At 46.0% G+C, this 25542-nt stretch carries 22 protein-coding genes; 4 read left to right on the top strand and 18 right to left on the bottom strand.

All coding sequences use genetic code 11. The features are described from left to right. Window positions 1-9: 9 nt before the first annotated feature. Entirely contained in the window at window positions 10-627 is a 618-nt protein-coding gene (locus JOJ89_RS04545) for a TVP38/TMEM64 family protein (RefSeq protein ID WP_203289700.1), read from the bottom strand. A gap of 180 nt (window positions 628-807) precedes the next feature. Here JOJ89_RS04545 and JOJ89_RS04540 point away from each other — a divergent pair, with 180 nt between their 5' ends. After that, entirely contained in the window at window positions 808-1170 is a 363-nt protein-coding gene (locus JOJ89_RS04540; protein ID WP_029283756.1) for a YhjD family protein, read from the top strand. Here JOJ89_RS04540 and JOJ89_RS04535 read toward each other — a convergent pair whose 3' ends face one another. Continuing rightward, window positions 1171-1734 (bottom strand): competence protein ComK, encoded by a 564-nt coding sequence (locus JOJ89_RS04535; RefSeq protein ID WP_203289699.1) that lies wholly within the window; start codon window positions 1732-1734, stop codon window positions 1171-1173. Between the two features lie 250 nt (window positions 1735-1984). On the opposite strand from JOJ89_RS04535, the gene JOJ89_RS04530 reads away from it, so the two are divergent. Both JOJ89_RS04530 and JOJ89_RS04525 read left to right on the top strand, forming a co-directional pair. Continuing rightward, a complete protein-coding gene (locus tag JOJ89_RS04530; RefSeq protein ID WP_203289698.1) occupies window positions 1985-2218 on the top strand; it encodes an IDEAL domain-containing protein in 234 nt (77 codons plus the stop codon). Window positions 2219-2502: 284 nt separating this feature from the next. Beyond that, window positions 2503-3339, top strand: a complete 837-nt coding sequence (locus JOJ89_RS04525) for an alpha/beta fold hydrolase (protein WP_203289697.1) — start codon at window positions 2503-2505, stop codon at window positions 3337-3339. A 106-nt stretch (window positions 3340-3445) separates the two neighbouring features. Here JOJ89_RS04525 and JOJ89_RS04520 read toward each other — a convergent pair whose 3' ends face one another. The 10 genes from JOJ89_RS04520 to JOJ89_RS04475 form a co-directional block, all read right to left on the bottom strand. Next, entirely contained in the window at window positions 3446-6634 is a 3189-nt protein-coding gene (locus tag JOJ89_RS04520) for a DEAD/DEAH box helicase (protein ID WP_203289696.1), read from the bottom strand. A gap of 122 nt (window positions 6635-6756) precedes the next feature. Beyond that, window positions 6757-8040, bottom strand: coding sequence for an isocitrate lyase (aceA, locus tag JOJ89_RS04515; RefSeq protein WP_203289695.1), 1284 nt, complete (start codon window positions 8038-8040; stop codon window positions 6757-6759). 293 nt (window positions 8041-8333) lie between these two features. Continuing rightward, the gene (locus JOJ89_RS04510; RefSeq protein ID WP_029567324.1) at window positions 8334-9599 is read right to left on the bottom strand and encodes a M48 family metallopeptidase; all 1266 of its coding nucleotides are present in this window, start codon (window positions 9597-9599) and stop codon (window positions 8334-8336) included. A 77-nt stretch (window positions 9600-9676) separates the two neighbouring features. Beyond that, window positions 9677-9982 (bottom strand): AzlD domain-containing protein, encoded by a 306-nt coding sequence (locus JOJ89_RS04505; protein WP_203289694.1) that lies wholly within the window; start codon window positions 9980-9982, stop codon window positions 9677-9679. Then, entirely contained in the window at window positions 9972-10691 is a 720-nt protein-coding gene (locus JOJ89_RS04500) for an AzlC family ABC transporter permease (RefSeq protein WP_203289693.1), read from the bottom strand. The genes JOJ89_RS04505 and JOJ89_RS04500 overlap by 11 nt, the downstream gene beginning before the upstream one ends. Before the next feature lie 17 nt (window positions 10692-10708). Further along, window positions 10709-11260 (bottom strand): helix-turn-helix domain-containing protein, encoded by a 552-nt coding sequence (locus JOJ89_RS04495; protein ID WP_203289692.1) that lies wholly within the window; start codon window positions 11258-11260, stop codon window positions 10709-10711. A 282-nt stretch (window positions 11261-11542) separates the two neighbouring features. Then, entirely contained in the window at window positions 11543-12313 is a 771-nt protein-coding gene (locus JOJ89_RS04490) for an enoyl-CoA hydratase-related protein (protein ID WP_203289691.1), read from the bottom strand. 17 nt (window positions 12314-12330) lie between these two features. Further along, window positions 12331-13887 carry a fatty acid--CoA ligase family protein gene (locus tag JOJ89_RS04485; protein ID WP_203289690.1) on the bottom strand — a complete coding sequence of 519 codons (1557 nt, stop codon included), beginning with the start codon at window positions 13885-13887 and terminating at the stop codon, window positions 12331-12333. Between the two features lie 613 nt (window positions 13888-14500). Further along, complete coding sequence (lplA, locus tag JOJ89_RS04480) at window positions 14501-15490, bottom strand: lipoate--protein ligase (protein WP_029283731.1); 990 nt, start codon at window positions 15488-15490, stop codon at window positions 14501-14503. Between the two features lie 12 nt (window positions 15491-15502). Next, complete coding sequence (locus tag JOJ89_RS04475; protein WP_203289689.1) at window positions 15503-16243, bottom strand: MBL fold metallo-hydrolase; 741 nt, start codon at window positions 16241-16243, stop codon at window positions 15503-15505. Window positions 16244-16435: 192 nt separating this feature from the next. Between JOJ89_RS04475 and yhfH the strand changes: the two genes are divergently transcribed. Further along, window positions 16436-16570, top strand: coding sequence for a protein YhfH (gene yhfH / locus JOJ89_RS04470; RefSeq protein WP_081870260.1), 135 nt, complete (start codon window positions 16436-16438; stop codon window positions 16568-16570). A 315-nt stretch (window positions 16571-16885) separates the two neighbouring features. Here yhfH and JOJ89_RS04465 read toward each other — a convergent pair whose 3' ends face one another. From JOJ89_RS04465 to hemY, 6 genes are all read right to left on the bottom strand, one after another. Continuing rightward, window positions 16886-18940 (bottom strand): catalase, encoded by a 2055-nt coding sequence (locus tag JOJ89_RS04465; protein WP_481825265.1) that lies wholly within the window; start codon window positions 18938-18940, stop codon window positions 16886-16888. A 122-nt stretch (window positions 18941-19062) separates the two neighbouring features. Continuing rightward, window positions 19063-20076: a LacI family DNA-binding transcriptional regulator gene (locus JOJ89_RS04460; protein WP_029283725.1), complete on the bottom strand. Its 1014-nt coding sequence runs from the start codon at window positions 20074-20076 to the stop codon at window positions 19063-19065. Between the two features lie 157 nt (window positions 20077-20233). Then, window positions 20234-22585, bottom strand: a complete 2352-nt coding sequence (locus JOJ89_RS04455) for a YhgE/Pip family protein (RefSeq protein ID WP_029283723.1) — start codon at window positions 22583-22585, stop codon at window positions 20234-20236. Between the two features lie 75 nt (window positions 22586-22660). Beyond that, window positions 22661-23233, bottom strand: coding sequence for a TetR/AcrR family transcriptional regulator (locus JOJ89_RS04450; protein WP_029283721.1), 573 nt, complete (start codon window positions 23231-23233; stop codon window positions 22661-22663). Between the two features lie 287 nt (window positions 23234-23520). After that, complete coding sequence (locus JOJ89_RS04445) at window positions 23521-24036, bottom strand: GrpB family protein (RefSeq protein WP_029283719.1); 516 nt, start codon at window positions 24034-24036, stop codon at window positions 23521-23523. A 57-nt stretch (window positions 24037-24093) separates the two neighbouring features. After that, window positions 24094-25515, bottom strand: coding sequence for a protoporphyrinogen oxidase (hemY, locus tag JOJ89_RS04440; RefSeq protein ID WP_029567319.1), 1422 nt, complete (start codon window positions 25513-25515; stop codon window positions 24094-24096). Between the last annotated feature and the right edge of the window lie 27 nt (window positions 25516-25542).

The raw sequence follows: 25542 nt of genomic DNA, 5'->3' as shown, positions 1-25542 counted from the left end.
GTAAAAAAATTAATGGCCTCGTTTCCTCTCAAGCATTCTGACATTCAGGCGCTTTTCCACCTGCTTGCCGATCAGCCAGAGCAGAAAAATAACAACCGCAGCGATAAGCGTTCTTTCGGGCTGCGTGATGATGGCACGCAGGTCATATCCAATAAAGCTGACCAGGAAAATCATCACGAGCTTCCCGGACATCACAGCAAGACAGAACTGCCAGATGCTGACCTTCGACAGGCCGGCCACCACATTGACGGCAGCAGACGGCGTAAATGGAAAGCACAGCAGGATAAATAAAGGTCCGAATCCATGCCTTTCAATCCATCCCATCATTTTCTGCACAGATTGATGACGGCTTATAAATCTGAAAAACCGCTCCTGCCCGTACTTTCTTACAAGAAAAAACAGGATGAGCGCTCCGAGACAGCTTCCAATCCAGGAATACAAAAAGCCGAACCATAACCCGTACGAATTGGCATTCGCTACAATAAACACAACCAGAGGCAAAAAGGGAAGAAATGCCTCAAGCAAAGGAAGCCCAATGCCAAGCACCGGTCCAAACGATTTGTAATCCTTAAAGAATTCCATCATTCTTTCAATTGTAAAATAATCCAGTATTGCCTGAAGTTCCATCCTGCAAGCTCCTTCTATCTTTCTCTATGCTCATATTCTACACGTTTGTGCAGAGACTTTAAACATTGAGCATTTTTTCAGGAACTGCCTGCATAAAAGCAGCTTGCATTTCGTATACTGATAAAGTAAAATAAAACCGAACATACGTTCTTTTTATCATGTTGAAGCGAGGTTTTTGCGATGACAAGAATTCCCTCAGACCTGCGTGATGCGATTGAGATGTCCATCTACCTCCCCATGACCATCTCCATCTTCAGCAGGGATCTGTTAATCATTGAAAAAAGTCCATTCAAGCTGCAGCAGCCCTATCTGAATCTCGTGGAGGAATCACTGAAGCTTGCACAGAAAGACCTTGCTGCAGTGCGCCGCGAGCTGAAAAAAAACAGCATCAAAGTAAGTGAAGTGAAAAGGGATGAAGCTTTTACGATGTATTCCTTTATCTTCAGAGGCTACGAAGAGCAGCACAACTATTTTAATCCGAGAATACGCAATAAGGTATGCGAGCTGATGGAAGAATATTTGTTTAAAGCGGTAAAAGCCTGATTAGTGTTTGTTGAGTTCACGGATAATCTGTTCGTAAATGAAATTTGTCTGCTTTTCCTTTGGAAACATCAGCATATTCATTTTGCGGTGCTCTTCTTCAATTCTTGCCGTAATAATGGTCCGCAGCTGAGCTGTTCTGTAAAGCTGATTTTCAAATGACGAAGAGGAAACCGGTATGGTTTCAATCAGTCCATTCGTAAACAGCACTTCTGTATTGTCAAAATCCGAAGCCGTATAATGCTGGATATGGGCGTGCGATATCCAGGCGCACTGACTCCTGGTTGAGGCCAGTGTAGGAAAAAAGAACATATAGTTTCCGGGGTCAATGACAATCGGCGGCTTATGTGTAATTCCCATAAGGTCCCGTGTCCCCGCCTTTCTTCCCTCATAGCTGCTGCCGAAGTACATGCAGCTCTTGCCTACAATCTCCTGCGGGCTGAGTTTAACGGCAATCTCTTTCTCCGTCTCAATCACCCTTGAATAAAGCTTTCCCATATGCGGATCAGGAAGAATGGCCATCGTGAACCGGTTTGCTATGTAGTCCTTCATAAACTTATTTTCCATCGCTTTCACCTCAATTTTAATAGGAGTAAAGAACTACTTTTAATCTAGCACAATCCCCCTCTGCATTTCTACATTTTTACAATATTTTTACATTATTACGGCTCTGTTCCCAATGACATAGTGCTTTTTTTCTAAAAAGGGAAAACGTGCATAATTTGGTGAAATAAGTTTTCTAAAAATTTTAAATATTTAGTTGATTTCTAGGCTCTTTATCCATATAATTAAAAAAAGGCATCAGGGGTGATCTTTCTTGAAAAACAGGAAAACGTATACCGAGATCATGAAGTCCCGTAACACGCTCAAGATGGAAAAGAAACAGGAAACCGTACTTGATATTTACATTCAAATGGTGTTGGATGAAGCTGTGTTGGCCCGGAAACTGTCCCTCCTTCAGGAAAAGATCGATGAGTCCTTAGACCGAAATGACAAACCGCTGTTTTTTAAACTGGCAAAAGAATATGCAGAATTGAGACTGATTATTTAAAAGAGGCTAAGATCATAACTGGCTCCGAAAATGAAAAAGGTAAATTTGAGCACAAGCTCAAATTTACCTTTTTCTGTTTTATGAAGAAAGTTATCTGCTTCCTTAGCGGACGGATATGAACTTTCTTTCCTTCATCTCAAGGTTCGGACAGGGCCCTGTGTTCTTTAAACAAACATTGAAAAGATTGAACCAAAAAAGATCCGGGTATCACATACTAAAGGATGACACGAGCCGTCTTTTCTCAGTGCCTATGTGTCATTCACATTTTGTTTGGAGGGATTAGTATGGCGATGCTTAAAGTTGGCAATGAAAACGATGCTCCAATTGAAATTTATTATGAAGATCATGGAACCGGAAAACCGGTTGTACTCATTCACGGATGGCCGCTGAGCGGACGCTCATGGGAAAGCCAGGTGCCCGCTCTCATTGATGCCGGCTACAGGGTTATTACATACGACCGCAGGGGATTTGGAAAATCCTCTCAGCCCTATAGCGGCTATGAATATGATACATTCGCAGCCGACCTGAACGGTTTGCTTCAGCATTTAGATCTCCGTGAAGCCACACTTGTCGGATTCTCAATGGGCGGCGGAGAAGTAGCGCGCTATATCAGCACATATGGAACAGAACGTGTGAGCAAAGCAGTGTTCGCCGCAGCCGTTCCTCCTTATCTGTACAAGGCAGAGGATAATCCGGACGGCGGCCTGGATGACGGGGCGATCGAAGAATTCCAAGACGGAATAAAGGGCGACCGAATCGCATTTCTCGATACGTTCACCAAAAATTTCTTTGCAGCAGGCGATAGAACAGACCTTGTCAGCGAGCCATTCCGTCTCTACAACCGGGATATCGCCGCCATGGCGTCCCCGAAGGGAACCCTTGACTGCATCAAAGCTTTCGCCAAAACTGACTTCCGGGACGACCTGAAAAAAATAAACATTCCCACTCTGATTCTTCATGGAGACTCAGACGGAACGGTCCCGCTTGAAGTGAGCGGCAAGCGTACACATGAAATGGTTCAAGGGAGTGAGCTTGTGGTGATTGAAGGCGCCCCTCATGGATTTAACGCTACGCACGCCGAGGAATTTAACCAGGGTTTAATCCGCTTCCTCAATTCTTAAAGGCGGAAGAGTCATCATGAGCAAAAAAACCAGTTTGATTTCCAGACTGGTTTTTGCTTTGCCGCTTGTAACACACAAATAACACATATTGCAGACTGAGGATGTGTCATGTATGAATCCTCAGCAAATCGTGGATATCCTCTTCGGTCAAGGTAAACGGCCTTTTTTCATCGCTATCCACAATTTCATGAATAAGCTGCCGTTTTTTATCCTGCAGCTCGTTCATTTTTTCCTCAATCGTTCCGCGCGTGATGAGCTTGATTACGTTCACTTTATTAGTCTGGCCTATCCGGTGCGCACGGTCTGCTGCCTGCTCCTCTACCGCCGGATTCCACCAAGTATCGAAATGAACGACGGTATCTGCACCCGTTAAGTTTAAACCCGTGCCACCCGCCTTCAGCGAAATGAGAAAAAGATCCCGTTCCCCTGCATTAAAGCGTCTGCACAGGTCAACCCTTTCCGGCATTGCCGTTTGACCATCGAGATAAAAATAGGGCAAACCCTGTACCGCGAGTTTTCTGCCAATCAGATCGAGCATAGAGGTAAACTGGGAAAAAATAAGCACTCTTCTTCCTGAATGACCGGCCTCCTCCAGAATCTTGAGGAGCTGGTCAAATTTTGCCGACCCTCCGCTGTATCCATCAACGAACAGAGAAGGATGGCAGCAGATTTGCCGAAGTCTTGTGATTCCGGCCAGGATTTTCATCCGATTTTTCTGAAGTGTGTCTTTATCCAAATGCTTCAGGGTATCCTCGCGAAGCTTTGCCAGGCAGGCTGCGTACAGCTTCTTCTGCTCAGGGAGCAGCTCGACGATTTCCATTGATTCGACTTTTTCCGGAAGCTCAGGCAGTACTTCCTCCTTCATTCTGCGGAGCAGAAAAGGGCGGATTCTCCTTGCGATCTTTTTTCTTGTGAGCGTGCTGTATTCCTTTAATCCCATGAACAGCTCCGGAAAGACAACATGAAAGATTGACCATAGCTCTTCCCTCGAATTCTCAACAGGTGTGCCTGTCAGCGCGAACCGATGCGAGGCCTGAATTCTTTTCACCGCTCTTGCCGTTTGGGTGAGCGGATTTTTAAAGGCCTGGGCCTCATCATAAAAAACCGTATAAAAAAGCAGTTTTTCATACTCATGGATGTCCTGTCTGATGAGCGGATAGGATGTAATGAGAACATCTGCCGCTGCATGGTCCTGAACGTGCACCGCTCTCTCTGTCCGGCTGCCATCGATAATCATGGTTTTGATTTCCGGTGCAAAGGATTCAATTTCGTTTTTCCAGTTATACAGAAGGGAGGATGGACAAACAATCAGGACTGGCCTTTTCAGCCGGCGGATTTCAGGAAGAACCGAAACAATATACGTGATGCTCTGCAAGGTTTTCCCAAGACCCATATCATCTGCCAGAATTCCTCCAAATCCGTACTTCTCAAGAGATTTCATCCACCTGTATCCGGTCTTTTGATAATCCCTCAGCACCGGTTCCAGCTCCCCTGGAACCGCAAATTCCTTCTCGTCCGGGTGGAGAAGTCCATTAAGCAGCTGCTGAACCGAATCACCGAGCGTCATAGTGCCGGAAACAGGAACCGAATCGAGAAGCTGAAGTCCTTTGATCAGAGGCATTTCAAGCTCTTGTTCCCAGTCCTCCGCCTGTACCGGTGCCGCATTTAAAAACCGGTAAATCTCCTCATATTCTCGTTTTTCAAGGGAAAGCAGCGCCCCGCTCCTCAACCGGTAATACTTCCGCTTTTCCTCGAGAGCCGCCAGCACATTGCGGATTTCCTTTTCGGAAATTCCATCCATTTCAAACTTGAATTCCAGCCAGTTCGTCCGCTCTTTATGCGCCTCCACCTTGATTCTCGGCGGGGCTGCTTCTTTAAATATCCGGCTCCGGACAGCAGTTGTTGCAAGCACTTTGGCAACCTTCTCAACCTTCGGCAGGACATGATACAGGAACTCATATTCCAGTAGTTCATTTTGGAGATAATAGCCGCTGTCCGTCCGGGCAAATGAGCTTTCCTCCATTAGTTTAAGAATCAGATCCTCCTTTTCAACATCCCGGATTATCACCTGCAGAGAGCGTACCTCCTGTTCGTCCAAGGGATTAAAAACGATGTTTCCGTAATGAAATTCAAGTCCCGCAAGCAGCCGGTTTTTCACCCGGTCTAAATATAGCTTCGCTGTAAGCGAAGTTTCCGCTAACCGCCTGGAAATCGTTTCCGATATGGCCACATCCCCGAGTTTCCGGAGCCCCGGCACCACTTTCTCCAGATACAGGCTGACCTGCTGCGGCGGGATTGGGACCGTATTTTTTCCGGATGCAAGGATGACCCGATTCAGTTCGGCCAAGCGCTCGAAATTTTCAGGTTCTAAGTCATACCATGTCCCTGCGGCAAACACCGATTCATAAGGCTTTAACAGGAGCAGCTCCTTTAGACCGTTCACTCTCAGCACATATCCTGATCCTTCTTCATACAAATCAAATTGAAGCGGCAGGATGCCTTCTGACAAATGAAGTCCCGAATAAATCTCTCCGTTGACCTCAAGCTCTATATTGGGCGCTTTTATAAGGGCCGGCAGGAGCAGATTCCATGAAATAGGAGAGAGGAGAATCTGAGGGCCTTCCTCAGTCCTCTCATTCCGTACGATCCTGACAAGCTGCTGAAAGACAGCATCCGTCTCTTTTGTGAAACAATGAGACTCGGGATCAAACAGGAAGCCGGGCGCAAGCTGAAAGGACTGTCCGCTTTTAAGCTGTTCAAGAAAAGCCCTCGGTTTCACGATTTTTACCGGTCCAACCGTAATCTCCAGTGCAAACAAAATCCCTCCGTCTTCCCTTGATACCGGCTTAAACGTAAACACGGCAGGCTGTACGGTTCGCGTTTCAAAATAATTTTGCGCCTCCGTTTTACGGTCTTTTCGCTCCTTAAAGGCCGTCAGCAATTCCTCCGTCAGCGCATAGTCTGGGTTAAAGGGGGCCTCTCCTTCGCTCAGAACCGGAGGAACCGTCCCTTGTTTCTGATGTTCCATAATCTCAAGCAATACCGCCGCAATATGCTGGCATTCCTGATTAAAGGAGAGTAGCTTCGGACAACTGCAGACTGCCTGAAGGCCGCCGCCTGTGTCCACCTTTATCGAAACACAGAAATCTTCCGTACTTTTAACCACCGCATGACAGCGATCTTCATGATACTCACGGAACTTTACTTTATTGGAGCGGCGCAGCGAATCCCCGCTTTTCAAGGAGACGCGGCCGCAGAGATTTTCAATCATTTTTTTGTTCAGCTTCCTATTCAAGGCAAAGGCTCCTCAAAGTTAAATTTCGATCTTGCATACTGTTCTATATCTACCATTTTAACAGAGAGGGAACAAAGGCATAAAAAAACCGCTGCATCCCGATGGATGCAGCAGCTTTTTTTTTAGGACTGTGCTGTAAACTGCTCTTCTTCTGTTGAACCTTTAAGCGCAGTTGTGGAGGATGTGCCTCCTGTGATAACCTGTGACACTTCATCAAAGTAGCCTGTTCCGACTTCACGCTGATGTCTTGTCGCTGTGTAGCCGTATTGTTCGCTAGCAAACTCAGCCTGCTGAAGCTCTGAATAGGCTGCCATTCCGTTGTCGCGGTATTTTCTGGCGAGCTCGAACATGCCGTAGTTGAGGGCATGGAATCCGGCAAGAGTAACGAACTGGAATTTATAGCCCATTTTCGCGATTTCTCTTTGGAACTTGGCAATTGTTTCTTCATCCAACTTCTTTTTCCAGTTAAAGGATGGTGAGCAGTTGTAAGCAAGAAGCTTTCCAGGGAACTTCGCATGAATGGCATCCGCAAACTTCTGAGCCTGCTCAAGGTTCGGCTCTGACGTTTCGCACCAAATAAGGTCGGCATATGGCGCATAAGCAAGTCCGCGTGCAATAGCCTGATCGATGCCGGCTGTTGTCCGGAAAAACCCTTCCGCCGTGCGCTCGCCTGTAATAAATGCCTGATCTTCAGGATCAACGTCGCTCGTAATCAAATCTGCTGCGTCAGCATCCGTCCGGGCAATAATGATTGTCGGTACACCCGATACATCTGCTGCAAGGCGGGCAGAAATCAAATTCTTCACAGCTGTTTGTGTAGGAAGAAGCACTTTTCCTCCAAGGTGACCGCATTTTTTCTCAGAAGAAAGCTGATCTTCAAAATGAACAGCGGCTGCTCCCGCTTCAATCATGCCTTTCATCAGTTCAAATACATTCAGCTGTCCGCCAAAACCTGCTTCAGCATCTGCAATGATTGGAGCGAACCAATCCACGTCTCCTTCTCCTTCCATATGCTGAATCTGATCTGCACGCTGAAGGGCCTGGTTGATTCGTTTTACAACGGCCGGAACGCTGTTTGCCGGATAAAGGCTTTGGTCAGGATACATATGGCCTGAAAGGTTTGCATCAGCGGCAACCTGCCAGCCGCTTAAATAAATCGCTTTCAATCCTGCCTTTACTTGTTGAACGGCCTGATTGCCGGTTAATGCTCCCAGTGCATGAATATAGTCTTCCGTCTGAAGCAGATTCCAGAATTTTTCTGCACCTCTGCGTGCAAGAGTATGTTCAATATCGATCGATCCGCGCAGACGAATCACTTCTTCCGCCGAATACGGTCTTTCTACTCCGTTCCATCTCGCATCCATTGCCCAGCTTTCTTCCAGTTTTCGCGCTCTTTCGTTTGTCATTTCCAGTCCCTCCAATAGTCTGTACGTTTTGTTATAATACAGTTTGTATTTTATAGTATTAATATATAACAGATTGATTGAAAATGGAATCTTTTTCTTTTAATTTTTTTGATTTTTTTAAATTAATTGACTGAAAGGTTGATATAACTGGGTTTTGTACGATTCATAAAGGAGCGGAGGCAGTCTTCCGCTGTATGATAACAGAAGGAAAGCAGGAGGAAGTATCACTCTAAACGAAAAAATCCGAACCAATAACCAGTTCGGATTTTTTAAAAGTAATAATCAGTTTCTTATTATTCTTCCCTCCCGCTGCCCCATTCTTCAAGATAGTTGATTCTTTCTAAAATGGTCGGGTGGCTGTATCTGAACACTTTCACAAGAGCCGGCGGATTGACCTGGCTTAAACCTGCCCGGGTCAGTTCCTGGAATGTGCTCACGGCAGCTTCGGTATTCTCTGTCATTTCAATAGCATACAGATCTGCGTCCTTTTCCTGGTGGCGCGATATGATATTTGAAAAAGGATCCGAGGCAAAACTCAGCATTCCGAGCAGCATAAGTAATAGCGGAAGTGAGGCAAGCTGTTTTTTTCCGTCAAGCTTCAGAATGTGCCCGTAACGCCTGATGGAGAAGTTCATGAGCCTGTTGATCATATAAAGACCAAGCAAGGTGAGCACGAGATAGCCGCCTATCCCGATATAAATATGCTTCATCACATAGTGCCCCATCTCGTGGGCCATGATGAACAATATTTCATCCTCGCTCAATTTATTTAACGTTGTATCCCAGAGAACGATCCTTGAGTTGTCTCCAATTCCTGTGACATATGCGTTCAGAGCATTTGTCTTCTCAGACATGTTCACTTCAAACACATGGTCTGCAGGAATATTGGCCTCCTCTGCAATCGCGAGGATCTTCGTTTCAAGCTCTTTGTTTTTAAGCGGCGTAAACTCATTGTACAGCGGGTCGATCAGGACCGGCTGGATGAACATCAGGAACAGGCTGAACGGTACAGAGAGAATCCACGCAAACAGCCACCATTTTCTTGAAAATTTTCTGATCAGGCCGTACAATACGGCGACAATCAGCACCATAAATGCGCAGTTCACCCAGAAATCAATCAGCTGATCCTTCATCCACCCTGAAAAGGTCTGGGTCGTAATGTGATAGGACAGCGAAATTTTATAGCGCAGCCATTCAAGTGGAAAAGCACAGAGCGTTACAAGCAGAGACAGCGCGAAAACAAACACGGCCGTCTGGAGAATAAAAAACCTGGAAATACTTTCGGCCCAGCGCTGCATCTTTTTTGCAAATCCGGTAACGAGGACAACAAAAAAGATAAACCATTCAAAGGGCGCGGCTGTAAAAAACATAAAATCCCTCAGCTTAGAGTAATCCTGTGAAAGGGTAAGCTCCCTGCTGTTCATAAACGTATTCGGGTCGGCTGAACCGCCCTGGAACTGTGCCGGAAGTGTCGAGTCCGCTCCCATATAGATATACCAGTAGACAAACAGGCCGTATAAGAAATAAATCAGGACTGATACAGTAAGCCATTTGCGCATGATGTTGTCCTCCCCCGAACAAGCTCTTTGTACTAGTGTAGTGTGAAAGCGGCAGAGTTAGAACTTATTCGTCCGGATTAAAACAGGAGCCCGTACACGATAAGGGTTAAAATGGAACTCATGACGACAATAATGACATTCACACCAAAATAGGCGACTGCAAATGCAGCCGCTGCGCCAACTGCCCCGAACCAAATATCCTCCTGTATAAAAAAGACACCGGGCAAAATCAGGGCTCCGAGCGTTGCAAACGGAACATTCCGCAATACATTCTGAACAAAAGGCGGCAGATCTATACCGCTCAGCGCAACAAGAGGGATCATTCTTGGAAGATAGGTGACAATGGCCATTCCGAAGATGATCATCAGCATATTACTCATCATGCGGCTTGGCCCCCTTTGAATAAACAAGTTCAACTAACACAGCAGATAACAGGGTGGACAGGACAATTGACCAGCCTGTCGAAAGAGATCCTGTCAAATAGAACAAGGAATTAAAAATGGCGGCCGCGCCTGCTAAAAAAACGACCTTCCGCTGCTTTTTCATTGACGGGACGAGCAGGCCGATAAACATTGCATACAGGGCGACGGACATACTTTCCTGCAGGGTTTCCGGGAGATTGGCGCCAATCAGATGGCCGACGCCTGAAAAAACAACCCAGCTTGAGTATGAAATAAAAATAAGCCCGAACATATATCCCGCAGATACCGTTCCCTCTTTCACCGAAGCTACGGAAAAGGTTTCATCCGTAATACCGAAGGAGTAAAGCGCCTTCTTCCAAAGGCTGTCCTCCTCCACCTTTTCATTCAGAGAGGCTGACATTAAGAAATGCCGGATGTTCACAATGAACGTCGTAAACACAATTTCAAACATGCCCGTGCCCGCCGCAAGCAGGCTGAGCGATATGTATTGTGCAGCACCTGCAAACACAAAAATGCTCATCATCACCGTTTCAGAAAGGATCAGACCTGTATCCCCCGCAAGCAGGCCGAATGTCAAAGCCACAGGCATATACCCAATCGCAATGCTGAGCCCCGCTGCCATTCCCTCTGAAAAGTGCGTCTGTTTTCTTATAAACGCTGTTTCCGCCATCCTGATGACTCCTCTCCTTATGGATAATAGATAAGCAGAAAGCATGCTGAAACGGCTTCTGTCCTGTTTTCATATACATGCTCCCGGTTAGCTGTAAATTTGATTGAATCTCCTTTTTTCAACTCATAATGATCGGTTCCGATTGTAACAGCCACTTCCCCTTCACTGACAAACAAATACTCTTCCGCTCCGCTCAAATGCTCCTGCGAAACATGTCTGCAGCCCGGCAGAAGCTCAAGCAGAAACACTTCAAATTTCTTCTGCTGGTCATAAGGGAAATAAGGAAAAACATGATACTTCTCGTTCACGTCCTGCAAAGCGGTCTTATCCTTTCTGCGGACAACAGAGATTCCGGAGCTCTCCTCCTCAACAAGAGATGAAAAAGAAACCCCAAGACCATTTGCAATTTTCCACAGCGTGTTGACGGTCGGACTTGACTGCCCTTTTTCAATTTGGGCAAGCATTCCCTTGCTCACTCCTGTTGCGGCCGAAAGCTGATCAAGACTGTACTGCCGCATTTTACGGATGCTTTTTAAGTTGTAGCCAATCTGCTCCTGCAAGGATTTCATATCTGTTTCCTTTCGTTAATGTTTTTTATAGTATACATTTGTATAATATTTTGAACAATAGGAAATATTCAGACATAATAACTAAAGCGCAAGCGACTTGTTCAGATCCGATAGGCAGATAAGAATCCGGCGGAAAAGTCCCGCCTTTTTTGACGGATTTGTTCTGACGGAGGATCTAGGCGCTGGAGCTGGACGATGATAACCTTATTATGTTATCCACAGCCTACTATTCTTTAAAAATTTGCTAAACAACAAAAAAAGCAGCCCGCAGGCTGCTTTTTCTTACTTTCCTTTAAAAACGGGTTTTCTTTTTTCGCTGAACGCGGCTAATGCCTCGAGACGGTCTTCCGTCGGAATCGTGACTTCATATGCTTTGCGTTCAATATGAAGGCCGGTCTGAAGATCCGCATTCATTCCCTGTTTGACGGCAAACTTTGCCTGCTGCAGGGCAATTGGCGCATTTTTGAGAATTTCAAAAGCAAGCTCCTTAGCAGCTTCAAGCGCATTCGGAGCCGTTTTTAAGACAAGTCCATAGGCTGCTGCCTGCTCGGACGTGATTTTCCTGGCAGTCAAAATCAGCTCCAGCGCCTTCGCCTCCCCGATGATTCTTGGAAGACGCTGTGTTCCGCCTGCACCCGGAATAATTCCAAGTCCAGTCTCTGTGAGGCCGACTGACGTTCCATCAGCAATGATTCTGAAATCACATGACAGAGCAAGCTCCATGCCGCCCCCGAATGCATAACCGTTGATGGCGGCAATGGTCGGCTGAGGAAGTGAATCAATTTTTGTGAAAACTTCTCCTATTTTAAAGAGATTCCGCTTAACCTGCTGATCAGTCAGCGTTTTTCGTTCCTTTAAATCAGCCCCGGCACAAAAAGCCTTCTCACCTGATCCTGTGAAAATAACGGCCCTCACTTCTTCGTTTGTCCGGATATCCTCCACCGCTTCCTCAAGCTGAAGCAGCGTATCATAGTTGAAGCAGTTGAACACCTCGGGTCTGTTCAGCGTGACGACTGCAAGATTTTTTTCTACCGTATACAGAATAGTTGTCAAAACAGGCTTCCCCCCGGCTATTTTTGAAGAACTTGATCCTTAAGCGCTCTGCGCAGAATTTTTCCAGTCGTGTTCTTTGGAAGCTCCTCCAGGAATTCGATGGAGGAAGGGACTTTATACTTTGCAAGATGTTCACGGCAGTGCCCTTTCAGCCCCTCTTCTGTCAGCGATTTGTCTTTTACAACAACAAAGCATTTCACCGCTTCTCCCTGATTCGGGTCAGGCACGCCGACAACCGCAGCTTCCACTACACCCGGGTGGCTGTAGAGAACTTCCTCCACTTCGCGCGGATACACATTATACCCGCCGACAATCACCATATCTTTCTTGCGGTCGACGATTGTGAAATAGCCTTCCTCATCCATCGTCGCCAGGTCCCCTGTATAAAGCCAGCCGTTGCGGATCGTATGGGCGGTTTCCTCAGGCATGTTATAGTATCCCTTCATGACATTCGGTCCCTTGACAATCAGTTCCCCGACCTGCCCCGGAGGCACTTCTTCACCAAGTTCATTCACCACTTTATTTTCAACGTTTAATATGTTTGTCCCAATAGATCCGGCCTTTCTCGGACGGTCCAGCGGATTAAAGCAGGTGACAGGAGAAGCTTCCGATAAACCATAGCCTTCCGACACAACCACATTAAATTTCTGTTCAAAGCCTTTTAAAAGAGCGACCGGCATCGAAGCTCCGCCGGAAATGCACAATCTGAGGGTTTTCAAATCCTCTTTGTCTCCGCCTTCATGCTGAAGAAGGAAATTATACATCGTCGGTACTCCTGCAAAAACAGTTGCTTCATACGTTTTCACAAGCTTGAAGATTTCAGCAGGGCTAAAGCGCGGAACAATCAGCAGTGTTGCCCCGCTGATCAGCGGCGCGTTCAGCGAAACCGTCAGGCAGAAAACGTGGAACATCGGAAGAGTCGCTACGATTTTATCCCCGTCGTTCATTTTTAAGTATGAGCCTACATCACGTGCATTGCTGTACAGATTTTTATGCGTCAGCATAGCGCCTTTCGGTTTTCCTGTCGTGCCTGATGTATAGAGAATAACAGCGGTATCATCGTCCTCAAGCGCAACTTCAGACGGATTTGCGCCAGCTTGAGTCACAATTCTTGTAAACGATTTCAATTTTGGGCTGATGGACAGCGAAGACACGTCAAGCCCGCTCTTTGCTTCTGAAGGCGGTGTTTCACATGAGATAATGTGCTCGACCTGAGGCAGAACCCCATTCATCTTTTCAAAAAGCGGCAGCAGCACATCAAGTGTGACAATTGTCTTTACATCACCGTTATTCAATATGTACCCGATTTCATCCGGTGTGTAGATTGGATTGATTGGTATGACCGTCGCCCCCGCACGCATTGCCCCGTACAGAGAAATAACGTAATACGGAGAATTGCCAAGAACAAGCGCAAGATGATCCCCCTTTTTGACCCCAAGCTGCTGCAGACTGTCAGCGAATTTGCTGATCAGCACATCAAGTTCCCCGTACGACGTTTCTTTCCCTTCAAAAATAAACGCCGGCTTGCCTCCATACTTCTGTGCAGACAGAGACAGCTGTGATAATAAATTCATTCTCCCACCCCTTGTAAAAATGAATGAACAGCCATTCATTTTCAAAAAATTTAAAACTATAAATCTATTATATTTTATGACGGAAAAATTCTCAACAAACGGCTTGGCGGATCTCGGAGAAATTTGATGAATTGTGAACGCGGGAGATTCTATGACGGATTGTGACCTTCGCACAGAGTTGATCATGCTGAAGGGTCATTTCCACGCGCCTTTGTGACCTTCGCACAGATTTGATCATGCTGAAGGGTCATTTCCACACGGCTTTGTGACATTCGCACAGAGTGGATCTCGATGAAGGGTCATTTCCACGCGGCTTTGTGACCTTCGCACGGAGTGGATCTCGATGAAGGGTCATTTCCAAGCGCCTTTGTGACCTTCGCACAGATTTGATTATGCTGAAGGGTCATTTCCACACGGCTTTGTGACATTCGCACAGAGTGGATCTCGATGAAGGGTCATTTCCACGCGGCTTTGTGACATTCGCACAGAGTGGATCTCGATGAAGGGTTATTTCCATTCCAGGACAACCAAGGCCGTGCCGAGGAGATAATCTGAGCAGCATATTTCCCATCAATTAATAAAAAAGCGCCCTAAAAAAGGACGCCCTTCACGCTCAATAAATAAGCTCAATAAATTGTTCTTTTTCAATATTGCCGAAATAATGTTTGATATCTGTGTCCCTCAAAGCCGTTTCTATGGAAGAACGGTCATATTGCAGGCCGGTGAGAAGGTTTTCGATTTCTTCAACATCACCCACTCCGAAAAAGTCTCCGAAGATTTTGCAGTTTTCGATTTTGCCTTTCTTCACTTCCAGACGGATGTCAATCTGTCCGATCGGAAAGCGGTGGGAATGCTGGAGGTTAAAGGATGGCGATTTGCCGTAATTCCAGTTCCAGTTCTGATAGCGTTCCTCAGAAAGAGCATGGATGTTTTCCCAATCCGCTTCCGTTAAAACGTATTGCGGAATTTCGCCGTCTGTATCAAAAATATAGCGCAGAATCAGTTCTCTGAATTCCTCAATCGTGATCTTCTCTTCAAGAAATTCACTGATGTTTGCCACACGGCTGCGAATGGATTTAATTCCTTTTGATTCGATCTTGTCCTTTTTCACTTTCAGCGCGGACACGACGTTTTCCATTTCCGAATCAAACAGCAGCGTTCCATGGCTGAACATTCTGCCCTTTGTAGAAAACTGGGCATTTCCTGAAATCTTTCTGCCTTCAGCAAGGATATCATTGCGGCCGCTCAGCTCTGCATCTACACCAAGACGCTTCAATGCCCGTGTAACAGGCTCAGTAAATTTTTTGAAGTTGTGAAAGCTGTCTCCGTCATCTTTTGTAATAAAACTGAAGTTCAGGTTTCCAAGGTCATGATAAACCGCACCCCCGCCTGAAAGCCTCCGCACAACATGAAGACCCTGCTCCTCCACATACTTTGTGTTGATTTCTTCAATAGTATTTTGATTTTTTCCGATGATAATGGAAGGTTCGTTAATGTAAAAAAGCAAATAAGATTGCTCAGGATCGAGATTTTTCAGGCAATACTCTTCTATGGCCAGATTGATTCTCGGATCCGTTATTCCTTTATTATCAATAAACAGCATGTACTTTTCCTCCTAATTGCCCTTTGTCCATTGCAGGCCGGATGCTGCAAGACGGACAGGACCTTTGTAAATCGTTTCGGCCTCACTTACGAGATTTGACACTTCTCCGAAATGAGGAAGGTGAGTCAGAATCAGTTCCTTTACAGAAGCATGCTCAGCAAGTCTGCCGGCATCAAGACTGTTCATATGCCCGGCAGACGAGCCGTCCATATCTCCGTAAAAATTGCATTCGCACATCAGAAGATCCGCATCTTTTGAAAATGGCACAAACTCTTCTCTATAGCTTGAGTCAGCCGTATAAACTACTTCTGCTGAACCATCCGAAATCCGCATCGCATAACAGTCTACCGGATGCTTTGTTTTTATAAAACGGATGGTAAACGGTCCAATCTGGATTGGTTCTTCCGGATTGTAGGCTTTCCCTGCAGTTACTTCTTTGTATGTAAGCCCTGCAAATGCTTCTGCATCAGCTGAATGGCCGTATATAGGCAGCGTCCTAACGCTTTTATTCATAAAGGATCCAACAAGTCTTGCAAATTGCAGCGGACCTACATCAGCAATATGATCATGATGATAATGAGACAGAATAACCGCATCGAGTTCTTCCGGTTTGGCGTAATTCTGCAGCTGGGATAAAACCGCGCTTCCGCAATCAACTAAGAGCCGGAAACCATCTGATTCAAACAGGTATCCGGAAGAAGCTTCATTAACAGCAGGAAATCCTCCCCAAAAACCAACAACCGTTATTTTCATGTGAATCCTCCCTCGCTCATTCCTATCTTACAATATACCCATTTTCCGCTGGCTAGCGCAAGCTGAGGCCCCTATAAACATGCAGACAGCAGCCCATTTTTTGAAAAGAAGCACATTGTTACAAAACAGATGTTGACATACCCCTATCTGTTATAATACAATGAATGTAATAACAACTTGGAGGGGATACCAATGTTAGTTAAAATGACTGAATTTTTCAAAAACCTGCCGGCGAAAAAATGTCTTGAGTGCGGGGAAAAGATTGAAGAGCAGCACGAGTGCTACGGCAATACTTGCGATAAGTGCATGAACGTCGGCAGCCTGTAACCATACCGATCCTATACCTATATTTTTGAGAAAGGATACATTGTCCTTTCTTTTTTTTGCGAACTTTTACAGCACTTTCTCGATTTTCTATAACCGCGTTTGTGCGCTTAACCGCCGCTTACAGCACTTTCTCCTTGTTCTATAACCACGTTTGTGTTCTTAACTGCCTTTTACAACACTTTCTCCTTTTTCCATAACCACGTTTGTGCTCTTAATCTCCGCTAACAGCACTTTCTCTATAATCCATGGCCAATAAAGTGCTGAAAAAACCTATGTAAATGAAAAAAAGACACTGATTTCTCAGTGTCTTCACCTTCAAACTTCCCGATCCCAATGACGGTGCTCGGCTGCTGCACTGATAAATGCATCAGAGAATACCGACGGATCTTGTGATTGTTCTGCTACAATAACGCCGGGACCATTAGCTATTCCCGCTGCTTCAAGTACTTCTGCAGCTTCATAGGCAGCTCCGATTGGCTTAAAGTGACTGAATCCTTCTTTTAGAAATGCTGCGGCGTCTTTTTCGCCGAGCAGGAGCTCTTTATTCTTCTGCCCGCCCGCTACATAAAAGGCGTCGAACAGAATGGAATCACTTGTGAGGAAGGTATGATCAACTTCAAGCTCTTCGCCGCCCTCACTTTTCAGCGGACTCAGCGTGTGGCTGATGACTTCAGGCATCATGCCTGTTTCTTTCATTTTTCCAATGAATTCGTTAAGAGAAGCGGCATCATATCCGTCTTCGGCAAGCACTGCCACTTTACGTGTATCGGGAACTTTGACCGTTTTTTCCTGGCTGAGTGCAGGCGACTCAAGTGTGACGCCTGACTCCGTTTGCTCATTCGGAACCGAAGCGCCGATTCCCTCAGCTACTTCACCAGCAAGTCTGCTGTCAATGCAGCTGATCATATTAACGACCTGCTGCTGTACGCTCTTGCTTTTTACTTTGCCGAGCTCAAAGCGGAAGGCAGTGATCATATGCTGCTTTTCCACTTCTGACATGCTGTTCCAGAACAGCTTTGCCTGTGAAAAATGATCTTTAAAGCTCTCGCTGCGCTGGCGGATCTTCCGTCCATCCACTTTTTCCTGATAGTGGACATATCCGCCTTGCTCCCGCGCAGCAGGACGCGGAGCGTTTTGGGCAAGCGAGTTCTGATGGTATGCCGTCTGCCCGCGGTTAATGGTCATGCGGTGCATGCCGTCCCGCTGGTTGTTATGAAACGGACAGACAGGTCGGTTGATCGGAATCTCATGGAAGTTTGGCCCGCCCAGTCTTGTAATCTGTGTATCTGTATATGAGAAGAGGCGTCCCTGCAGCAGCGGGTCATTTGTAAAATCAATGCCCGGCACGACATGTCCCGGATGGAACGCAACCTGCTCCGATTCGGCAAACACATTATCCTGATTGCGGTCGAGCGTCATTTTACCGATGATTTTAACGGGTACGATTTCCTCCGGCCATAGTTTCGTTGCATCAAGGAGATCAAAGTCGAATTTGAATTCGTCCTCTTCCTCAATCATCTGAACTCCAAGCTCGTATTCTGGATAGTCACCGTTCTCGATGGATTCGTAAAGATCTCTTCTGTGAAAATCAGGATCTTTTCCGGCAAGCTTCTGGGCTTCGTCCCATACTAGAGAATGCACGCCGAGCTTCGGTTTCCAGTGGAATTTTACAAATCGTGCTTTTCCTTCCTCATTGACAAACCTGAATGTATGTACGCCGAATCCTTCCATCATCCGGTAGCTGCGGGGAATCGCCCGGTCAGACATCGCCCACATCATCATGTGTGCCGATTCCTGATTGTTGGCAATGAAGTCCCAGAACGTGTCATGCGCAGATGAGGCCTGGGGCATTTCATTATGAGGCTCCGGCTTTACCGCATGGACGAGATCCGGAAATTTAATCGCATCCTGGATGAAAAAGACTGGGATATTGTTCCCGACCAGATCATAGTTTCCCTCTTCCGTATAAAACTTCACGGCAAATCCCCTGACATCCCTGACTGTATCTGCAGACCCTTTTGAGCCAGCCACCGTTGAAAACCGTACGAATACAGGTGTTTTAACCGAAGGATCCTGCAAAAATCCCGCCATCGTAAATTCCTTCATCGGCTCGTATACCTGGAAATACCCGTGTGCCCCGTAGCCCATTGCATGGACAGCGCGCTCCGGAATCCGCTCGTGGTCGAAATGGGTCATCTTTTCCCGGAAATGAAAGTCCTCCATCAGTGTGGGCCCGCGATCGCCAGCTTTTAGAGAATGCTCGTCATCTGAAACCTTAAGCCCCTGATTGGTGGTCATGTTCCCGTCTTTATCATCAACCCGGTATGCTTCCAGCTGCTCATCCTTGCTGTTTTTACTCTGCTTGTCCAAATTTCTCATCCCTTCCGTACAGTAATAGTCACCCTTTTGAATTACCACTATTTTCTTTCCAGTAAACATTCATGGCGCATGCACATAAAAAGGCACCAGCCTCTGGCTGGTGCCTTACTCTATTAAACGTTTGCGAGCTTTTTGCCGCCCGTTGAATCTCTTATAATCAGTTTAAGCGGAAACTGATAGACTTCCCTGGCAGCGTATGATTTTCTGTTTATTTTTTCAATCATGATGTCCATGGCTTTTTGAGCCATTTCGCAGACAGGCTGCTGAACGGTTGTAATCATAGGATCGAGCAGTTCTGTGATGGCCTGGTTATCAAATCCCACAACTGCAAGGTCAGAAGGAATGCTCCAGCCGTTTTTTTTCGCTTCAGAAATAACGCCTGCGGCCACTTCATCTGCTCCGGTAAAAAGAGCGGACGGCCTATTCTCCAAAGCAGCCAGCTCATGAAAAACACGTTTTCCGTCTTCGATATTGAAGGCATTCCGGAATGCGGCATTTTCATCAAACGTTAATCCCGCTTCCATCAGTGCCTGCCTGAAGCCTCTTTCCCGTTCTTTGGCAACGTTGCTTCTGTGCCCGCCGCAGCAATAGCCGATATGGGTGTGTCCCTGTTCAATCAGGTGCTTGGTTGCTATGTATCCGCCAAATGTCTGATCGAGCCTGATCATCGGCACAGATGCGTCCTCTTCAAACTCATTGCAAAGAACAATCGGACCGTAATCGGTGAATGGCTCGATTTTGCTCCAGTCATTCTCCAGGGATGCCAGTATCACACCATCCACCTGCTTTGTTTTAAGAAGGTTTAAATAGGTGAGCTCTTTTGATTTGGAATATTGAGTCTGGCACACGATCAGCTGATAGTTCCTGGCTGACGACGCCATTTCAAGTGATTCGATAAATTGGCTGAAAAAGGGATTCAGCACCCGCGGTATAAAAACGGCAATAATTTCAGTTTTTTGATTTCGAAGACTTCTTGCAGATGAATTCGGAACATAACCAAGCTCATCCATTGCTTCTAAGACAACCTTTTTCTTCGAATCGGAAACGTACGGATGATTGTTGATGACCCGGGAAACAGTGGTCCTTGAAAGTCCTGCAAGTCTGGCCACATCCTCGATTGTAGACACGTTCACTCCTCCTCATCTTGCGAACGATCAGCGTACACACAGTGAAATCGTTCTCATTTTTCTATTATATGTTAAAATGTAAGGGCTTTCAATAATAGTTTTATAGATTTTTCCATTGCAAAAAACACCCGAAGCTTTTCGCTTCGGGTGTTTAAGATTATGCTGCAGCTTTCTCTGTTAAGCTGTTCTTGTTTTTTCTGATGGCCATGAAGAAGTAGGCAATCGTTCCGGCAATCATCGCTGCAATGAAGATGCCGAGGATACCTGCCTGCTGCCACATAAAGCTGTAATCACCTGATGAGATGACCGCTTTAAAACCTGAAACCGTATAGGTCATCGGCAGCCATGCATTAAAGATCTGCAATGGCTCTGGAATCAATTCAAGAGGGAATGTTCCGGCGCTTGTAGTAAGCTGAAGAATCAGGATAATAATAGCCACAAATCTTCCCGGATCTCCGAGTGATGTTACAAAGAATTGAACCAGTGTAAGGAATGCCAGGCTTGTGATGATGCTGAATAAAATAAACAAAGGAACACTTTGTACTTCAATATCAAGTCCATAGAGTAAAACCGCATCGGCAAGCAAGGCCTGGATAACTCCGACTGCTGCCAGAACACCAAACTTGCTCATGAACCAGCCAATTGCGCTCTTAGGCGTTCCTGCTGCCTGTCTTAACGGGAATACGATGGAAAGCAGCAGGGCCCCAACGAATAGTCCGAGTGACAGGAAGTATGGCGCAAAACCTGTTCCGTAGTTTGGAACGGCGTTGATTTTTTCATCTTTTACTTTTACCGGCTCTGAAATCATGTCATAGGTTTCATCTGAGCCGCCGGCATCTTTTGTTTCCTCTGCTGCGTCACCAAGTTTTGATGACAGCTCGCCTGTCCCTTCAGACAATTTGCCAACGCCTTCGTCCACTTTTCCGGCACCGTCAGCAAGCTTGTTTGTGCCGTCCTGAAGCGCACCTGATCCTTCAGCAAGCTTTGAAATTCCGGAGCCGAGTTCACTATTGCCGGCAGCAAGTTCAGCGGAGCCGGCTTTAGCTTTCGCGAATTCCTGATTAAAAGTCTTTTGTCCTTCTGTTAATTGTTTTTGACCACTCAATAGATCGCCTGAGCCCGCATACAGTTTTTCCTGTCCGGCCACAAGCTGATTGATGCCTTCTTCTGCTTTCTTTTGGCCTGCTGCAAGTTCAGAAGAACCGCTTGAAAGCTTGGAAGCACCTTCCTGAAGCTTTCCGGCTCCTGCTGAAAGCTCTGCACTTTTATCTGCAATAGTAGCTGCTCCCTTTTGTGCATCGGCAGCGCCCGCAGAAAGCTGGCCAAGACTTGACTCCAGCTGTTTGCTTCCTTCAGAAAGCTGGCTGACGCCTTTTGCTGCTTCAATCAATTTTTGTTTCTCGGCTTCCGGAAGAGGAAGCTTCTCAATTTGCGGCAGCATGACTGCCAGCTGGTCATTCAGCTGTGTCAGGCCTGCAGAGAGTTCTCCGGCTCCCTTATAGGCAGCCTGATTACCGGCAGAAAGCTTATCCAGCCCTGTAGATAATTCACCTGCTCCGGCAGCTAATGCCGTGCTTCCGTCAGAAAGGCGGTTAAGGCCTCCGGATAATTCACCCGCTCCGGCACTGATTCCTTCTGCCCCGGCAGTAAGTTTCGGAACATTGCTCTGAAGCTCTTTCATTCCGGACAGAGACGTTCCAAGACCTTCGTTCAACTGGGCAGCTCCTTTTTCAGCGCTCATTGATCCGCTGTAAAGCTTCCCGCTCCCGTCCTGAAGCTGTCCCAGACCGCTGTCTAGCTTTTGGGCGCCGTCTGCCAGTTTCTTTGCTCCGGCAGAAGCGTCATTCAATCCGTCCTTAAACGTAATCGATTTTCCTGCAAGCAGCTCAAGCTTTTCTTTCAGTTCAGCTGAACCGCCTTTCAGGTCGATGACACCCTCATCAATCTTGCCTGCTCCCTCACTTGCATCGCCAAGTCCGTCTGCAAGTTTGTCAATGTTTTCAAAGATGCTTTCCGCATAGGTTTTCGTAATGGTATTTGAGACTTCTTCTTTAATTTGAGCAACGGCTGTTCCGCCAATTTGCCCTGACAAGAAGTTAAAGCCTTCATTCGGAACATATTTCAGCTCAAGTGACTGAGGATCCTCGTCCATCAGTGTTGTCGCATTTTCTGAAAAATTCTCGGGTATTTCAATCATCATATAGTACTGCTCGTTTTCAAGGCCTCTCACAGCCTCATCCTTTGAAACAAATTCCCACTTGAACTTTGGATTTGCTTTCAAATTATCAACAAGCTCAGATCCAATTTGAAGCTCTGTTCCTTCATAATCAGCTCCAGTATCTTCGTTGACTACGGCGACAGGAAGCTGATCTAGCTGCTCATACGGATCCCAGAACGCCCAAAGGAACATCCCTGCATACATGAGCGGGATAAATAAAACAGCAAGGACCGGAATCAGCACTTTTTTGTTGGAAACTAACGCTTTCCACTCTTTAGCCATTAAACTCATTGCATTTCCTCCTAATTTAATACATATTGACCAATTTGTTCAATTGGTCACTTTTTCCCAAAAAGATAGGACCATCTATGTTGATAATCCTTTGAGTAAGTATAATTCAAATAAATGCGCAATTTCTTCTTTCTCAAGCGGTTCATGGTGCTTTTCCCAGTCAAAAATGAGAGAAATATATAGTTTCAGCATCACGAATGCTGTTACTTCAGGATTGCACTCCCGGAGTTCTCCTTTATTTACAGCTGCTTCTATTTTGGCAGCGATAAACTGCAGGATCATTTTTTCAAGCCTCTGAACGACTTCCTGAACGGCAGGTGTGCCGACATCAGTGCTTTCCTGAAAAATTTTAATCGTGAATTGATGCTTTTTTCGAAATTCAAGCAGATTGTACAGGGCACGATGAACATTTTCAAAAAATGGAAGATCTTCATCCATTGCCTCTTCAGCAGCAACCCGCATTTCCGTCAGCAAAGATGAGACAATCTCATCAAACAGCTCTTCCTTGTTTTTAAAGAAGGTATAGATCGTTCCTTTTCCCACATTTGCGAGCTTTGCAACAGAATCCATTGTCGTTGCCTTATAGCCATAGTGGGTAAATGATCTTGTTGCTGCTTCTAAAATAAGCTGTTTGCGGTCCACGCTCAACCCTCTCACCTCCTAAAAATGACCGAATGACATTTTTGGTCATTTAGTACAAAAAGAAATATATCATACATTTTTTAAAGAAGCAACTGCTGTTACAGAGAAATTCGAGTCAATATTTTCATGCTTCATGTGTTAGAAATTATACCCGTTCCCTTCCGCTCCGGTCACTTGCTTTCCGCGGGGAGTGCCTGAAGCTTCCTCGCTGCGCTTGCGGGATCTTCAGTGCCCTCTATTTCCCGCAGGAGTCAAGTGCCCTCCGCTGCAGTCCACTGGAGTTTTGTGCTTTGCTATATCTCTGAGGGCCTCGCTTTTTGCAATATATTTTGGATAAAAGAAGCTTTATTCTCCGTATAAGCAACTCTGTCAAATCGGTACTTTTCTGCCAGGTACATTTTAAGGTAATAATATTTTCTTGCATCATCAGGATTTCCCCTTAAGTAATTTCTAAACAAAAGCTGATTATTCCAGTGCTCTCCTTCAAATTCATAAAAGTGCAAGTGGTGTGTACCTGCTCTCCGCCGGCCTTTTCTAAAAAAACGTCGTTCTGGAAACTCTTTATGGTAAACAAATTCATACTCTAATTGTTTTAAAGGTTTGATAAATTCACTAACTGTCTCCAGATTATTTACTCCAGCAGCAATATCTATGACAGGTTTGGCTCCAAGGCCCTCAACGGCTGTACTTCCTATATGTTCAATGGATTGAACCCTGTCCCTTAGAATATCGTTAAGCTTTTTCTTTTCTTGTTCGAATTGCCTCGACCAATTCATGCTGTATTCTTCTATAATAATTTCTTTATCCACGTTTTTCTCCTTGATTGAGCTAATCCAGTAATAGTGCATATAAAAAAACAACCCTTTTTAAAGAGTTGCCTTTTTCAAATAATCCAATGCGTGCGAGACGGCTGATTTTCCCTGGTCGATGCAGTCGGGGATGCCGACTCCTGCATAGGAGGCACCGGCCAGGAACATGCCCGGGTAGTTGTTCATGATTTTTTCTTTCATTTTATGGACTTCTTCCTGGTGGCCCACGTTGTACTGGGGCATGGCCTGTTTCCATCTTGAAACGACGGTGAAGTCAGGTTTTTGATCCAATTTCATGATTTTATTCAAATCTTCCAGGACAGCTGAGATGATTTCGTGGTCCGGCTGTTCAACGATCGCCTGGTCGCCTGCTTTTCCTACGTAAGCACGGATAAGGGCTTTTCCCTTCGGAACGGTATGCGGCCACTTGCGGTGGGTCCAGGTGCAGGCTGTGATGGTATAATCGCCGTTTCTGGAAATGACAAATCCCGTGCCGTTTCCTTCAATCGAGACAGCATCCTCGGGGAAAGCCATGGCTACTGTTGCAACAGAAGTAGAAGGCATTTCCTGCATGTACTGAAAGTTTTCCTTGTCCGGAAGCATGCCTGCAGTGTGCTGATGAGGCGTGGTCACAATTAAAGCGTCAGCTTCCATCCTCTCGCCGCTGCTTAGCTTTAAGGAATACTGGGCACCTGATTTTTCAATGGCCTCGACTTTGATTCCTTTTAGTATCCGCGTATCTGTCAGCTTGCTTTCGGCAGCGTCGACCAAGCTTTGAAGTCCGCCTTTGACGGTCTGGAAAATGCCTTTCTTTCTGGAAGGCTCATGCTTTTGGTTTGATGCAGGAAGCCCTTTTTTCATTCCCAGTATGAGGCTTCTGTGATCCTGCTCTACTTTATGGAATTGCGGGAAGGTCGACAGGAGGCTCAGCTTGTCTATATCTCCGGCATAAATCCCTGAAAGCAGCGGTTCAATCAGATTCTCAACCACTTCATTTCCAAGGCGCCTTCTGAAAAAGTGACCCAATGACTGGTCGCCCTGCTCTCTGCCGGCAGGCATGATAAAGTCGCCTGCAGCCCGTGCTTTTCCAAGAACGGAAAAAAGGCCTGTTGTGACAAACGGCATAATTTGTGTGGGAATGCCCATAACAGCACCGGCCGGAATCGGATGAAGCCGGTCTCCTACAAGTACGTATGATCTCCCCGTTGCGTTATTGACAAGCTCTGAACCCAGTCCTACGTCTTTTACAAACTGAGGTCCGCTTGTTTTTCGCTCAAGAAAAGAATCCGGTCCGCGCTCAATAATAAAGCCGTCCTTATGAACCGTCTGAATTTTTCCGCCAAGCCGGGGACTTGATTCAATAAGAACCGTCTCAGCCTGCAGGTTTTGTTCGCGTATCTCTTTTTGCATGTAAAATGCCGCGGATAATCCTGTGATTCCCCCGCCAATGATGACAACTTTTTTCTTTTTGCCAGTCATTGTTTATCGCCTTCTTTTTTGTTTACT

Origin of the sequence: Metabacillus sp. cB07 (genome assembly GCF_016839225.1) — a bacterium.
Lineage (GTDB): Bacteria > Bacillota > Bacilli > Bacillales > Bacillaceae > Bacillus_P > Bacillus_P indicus.
Note: the sequence above shows the minus strand (reverse complement) of the source record. Positions and strands in the feature narration are given on the sequence as shown.

What these genes read in the sequence shown, in the direction of transcription:
- JOJ89_RS04485 (WP_203289690.1), bottom strand. Translation starts at nt 13,887, where the DNA reads ATGAATTTATTATCACAGCTGTCTCTGTCTGCACAGAAGTATGGAGGC.
- JOJ89_RS04535 (WP_203289699.1), bottom strand. Translation starts at nt 1,734, where the DNA reads ATGGAAAATAAGTTTATGAAGGACTACATAGCAAACCGGTTCACGATG.
- lplA (WP_029283731.1), bottom strand. Translation starts at nt 15,490, where the DNA reads ATGCTGTTTATTGATAATAAAGGAATAACGGATCCGAGAATCAATCTG.
- aceA (WP_203289695.1), bottom strand. Translation starts at nt 8,040, where the DNA reads ATGACAAACGAAAGAGCGCGAAAACTGGAAGAAAGCTGGGCAATGGAT.
- JOJ89_RS04455 (WP_029283723.1), bottom strand. Translation starts at nt 22,585, where the DNA reads ATGAGTTTAATGGCTAAAGAGTGGAAAGCGTTAGTTTCCAACAAAAAA.
- JOJ89_RS04540 (WP_029283756.1), top strand. Translation starts at nt 808, where the DNA reads ATGACAAGAATTCCCTCAGACCTGCGTGATGCGATTGAGATGTCCATC.
- JOJ89_RS04495 (WP_203289692.1), bottom strand. Translation starts at nt 11,260, where the DNA reads ATGAAATCCTTGCAGGAGCAGATTGGCTACAACTTAAAAAGCATCCGT.
- JOJ89_RS04510 (WP_029567324.1), bottom strand. Translation starts at nt 9,599, where the DNA reads ATGCGCAAATGGCTTACTGTATCAGTCCTGATTTATTTCTTATACGGC.
- JOJ89_RS04505 (WP_203289694.1), bottom strand. Translation starts at nt 9,982, where the DNA reads ATGATGAGTAATATGCTGATGATCATCTTCGGAATGGCCATTGTCACC.
- JOJ89_RS04500 (WP_203289693.1), bottom strand. Translation starts at nt 10,691, where the DNA reads ATGGCGGAAACAGCGTTTATAAGAAAACAGACGCACTTTTCAGAGGGA.
- yhfH (WP_081870260.1), top strand. Translation starts at nt 16,436, where the DNA reads ATGTTAGTTAAAATGACTGAATTTTTCAAAAACCTGCCGGCGAAAAAA.
- JOJ89_RS04475 (WP_203289689.1), bottom strand. Translation starts at nt 16,243, where the DNA reads ATGAAAATAACGGTTGTTGGTTTTTGGGGAGGATTTCCTGCTGTTAAT.
- JOJ89_RS04545 (WP_203289700.1), bottom strand. Translation starts at nt 627, where the DNA reads ATGGAACTTCAGGCAATACTGGATTATTTTACAATTGAAAGAATGATG.
- JOJ89_RS04525 (WP_203289697.1), top strand. Translation starts at nt 2,503, where the DNA reads ATGGCGATGCTTAAAGTTGGCAATGAAAACGATGCTCCAATTGAAATT.
- hemY (WP_029567319.1), bottom strand. Translation starts at nt 25,515, where the DNA reads ATGACTGGCAAAAAGAAAAAAGTTGTCATCATTGGCGGGGGAATCACA.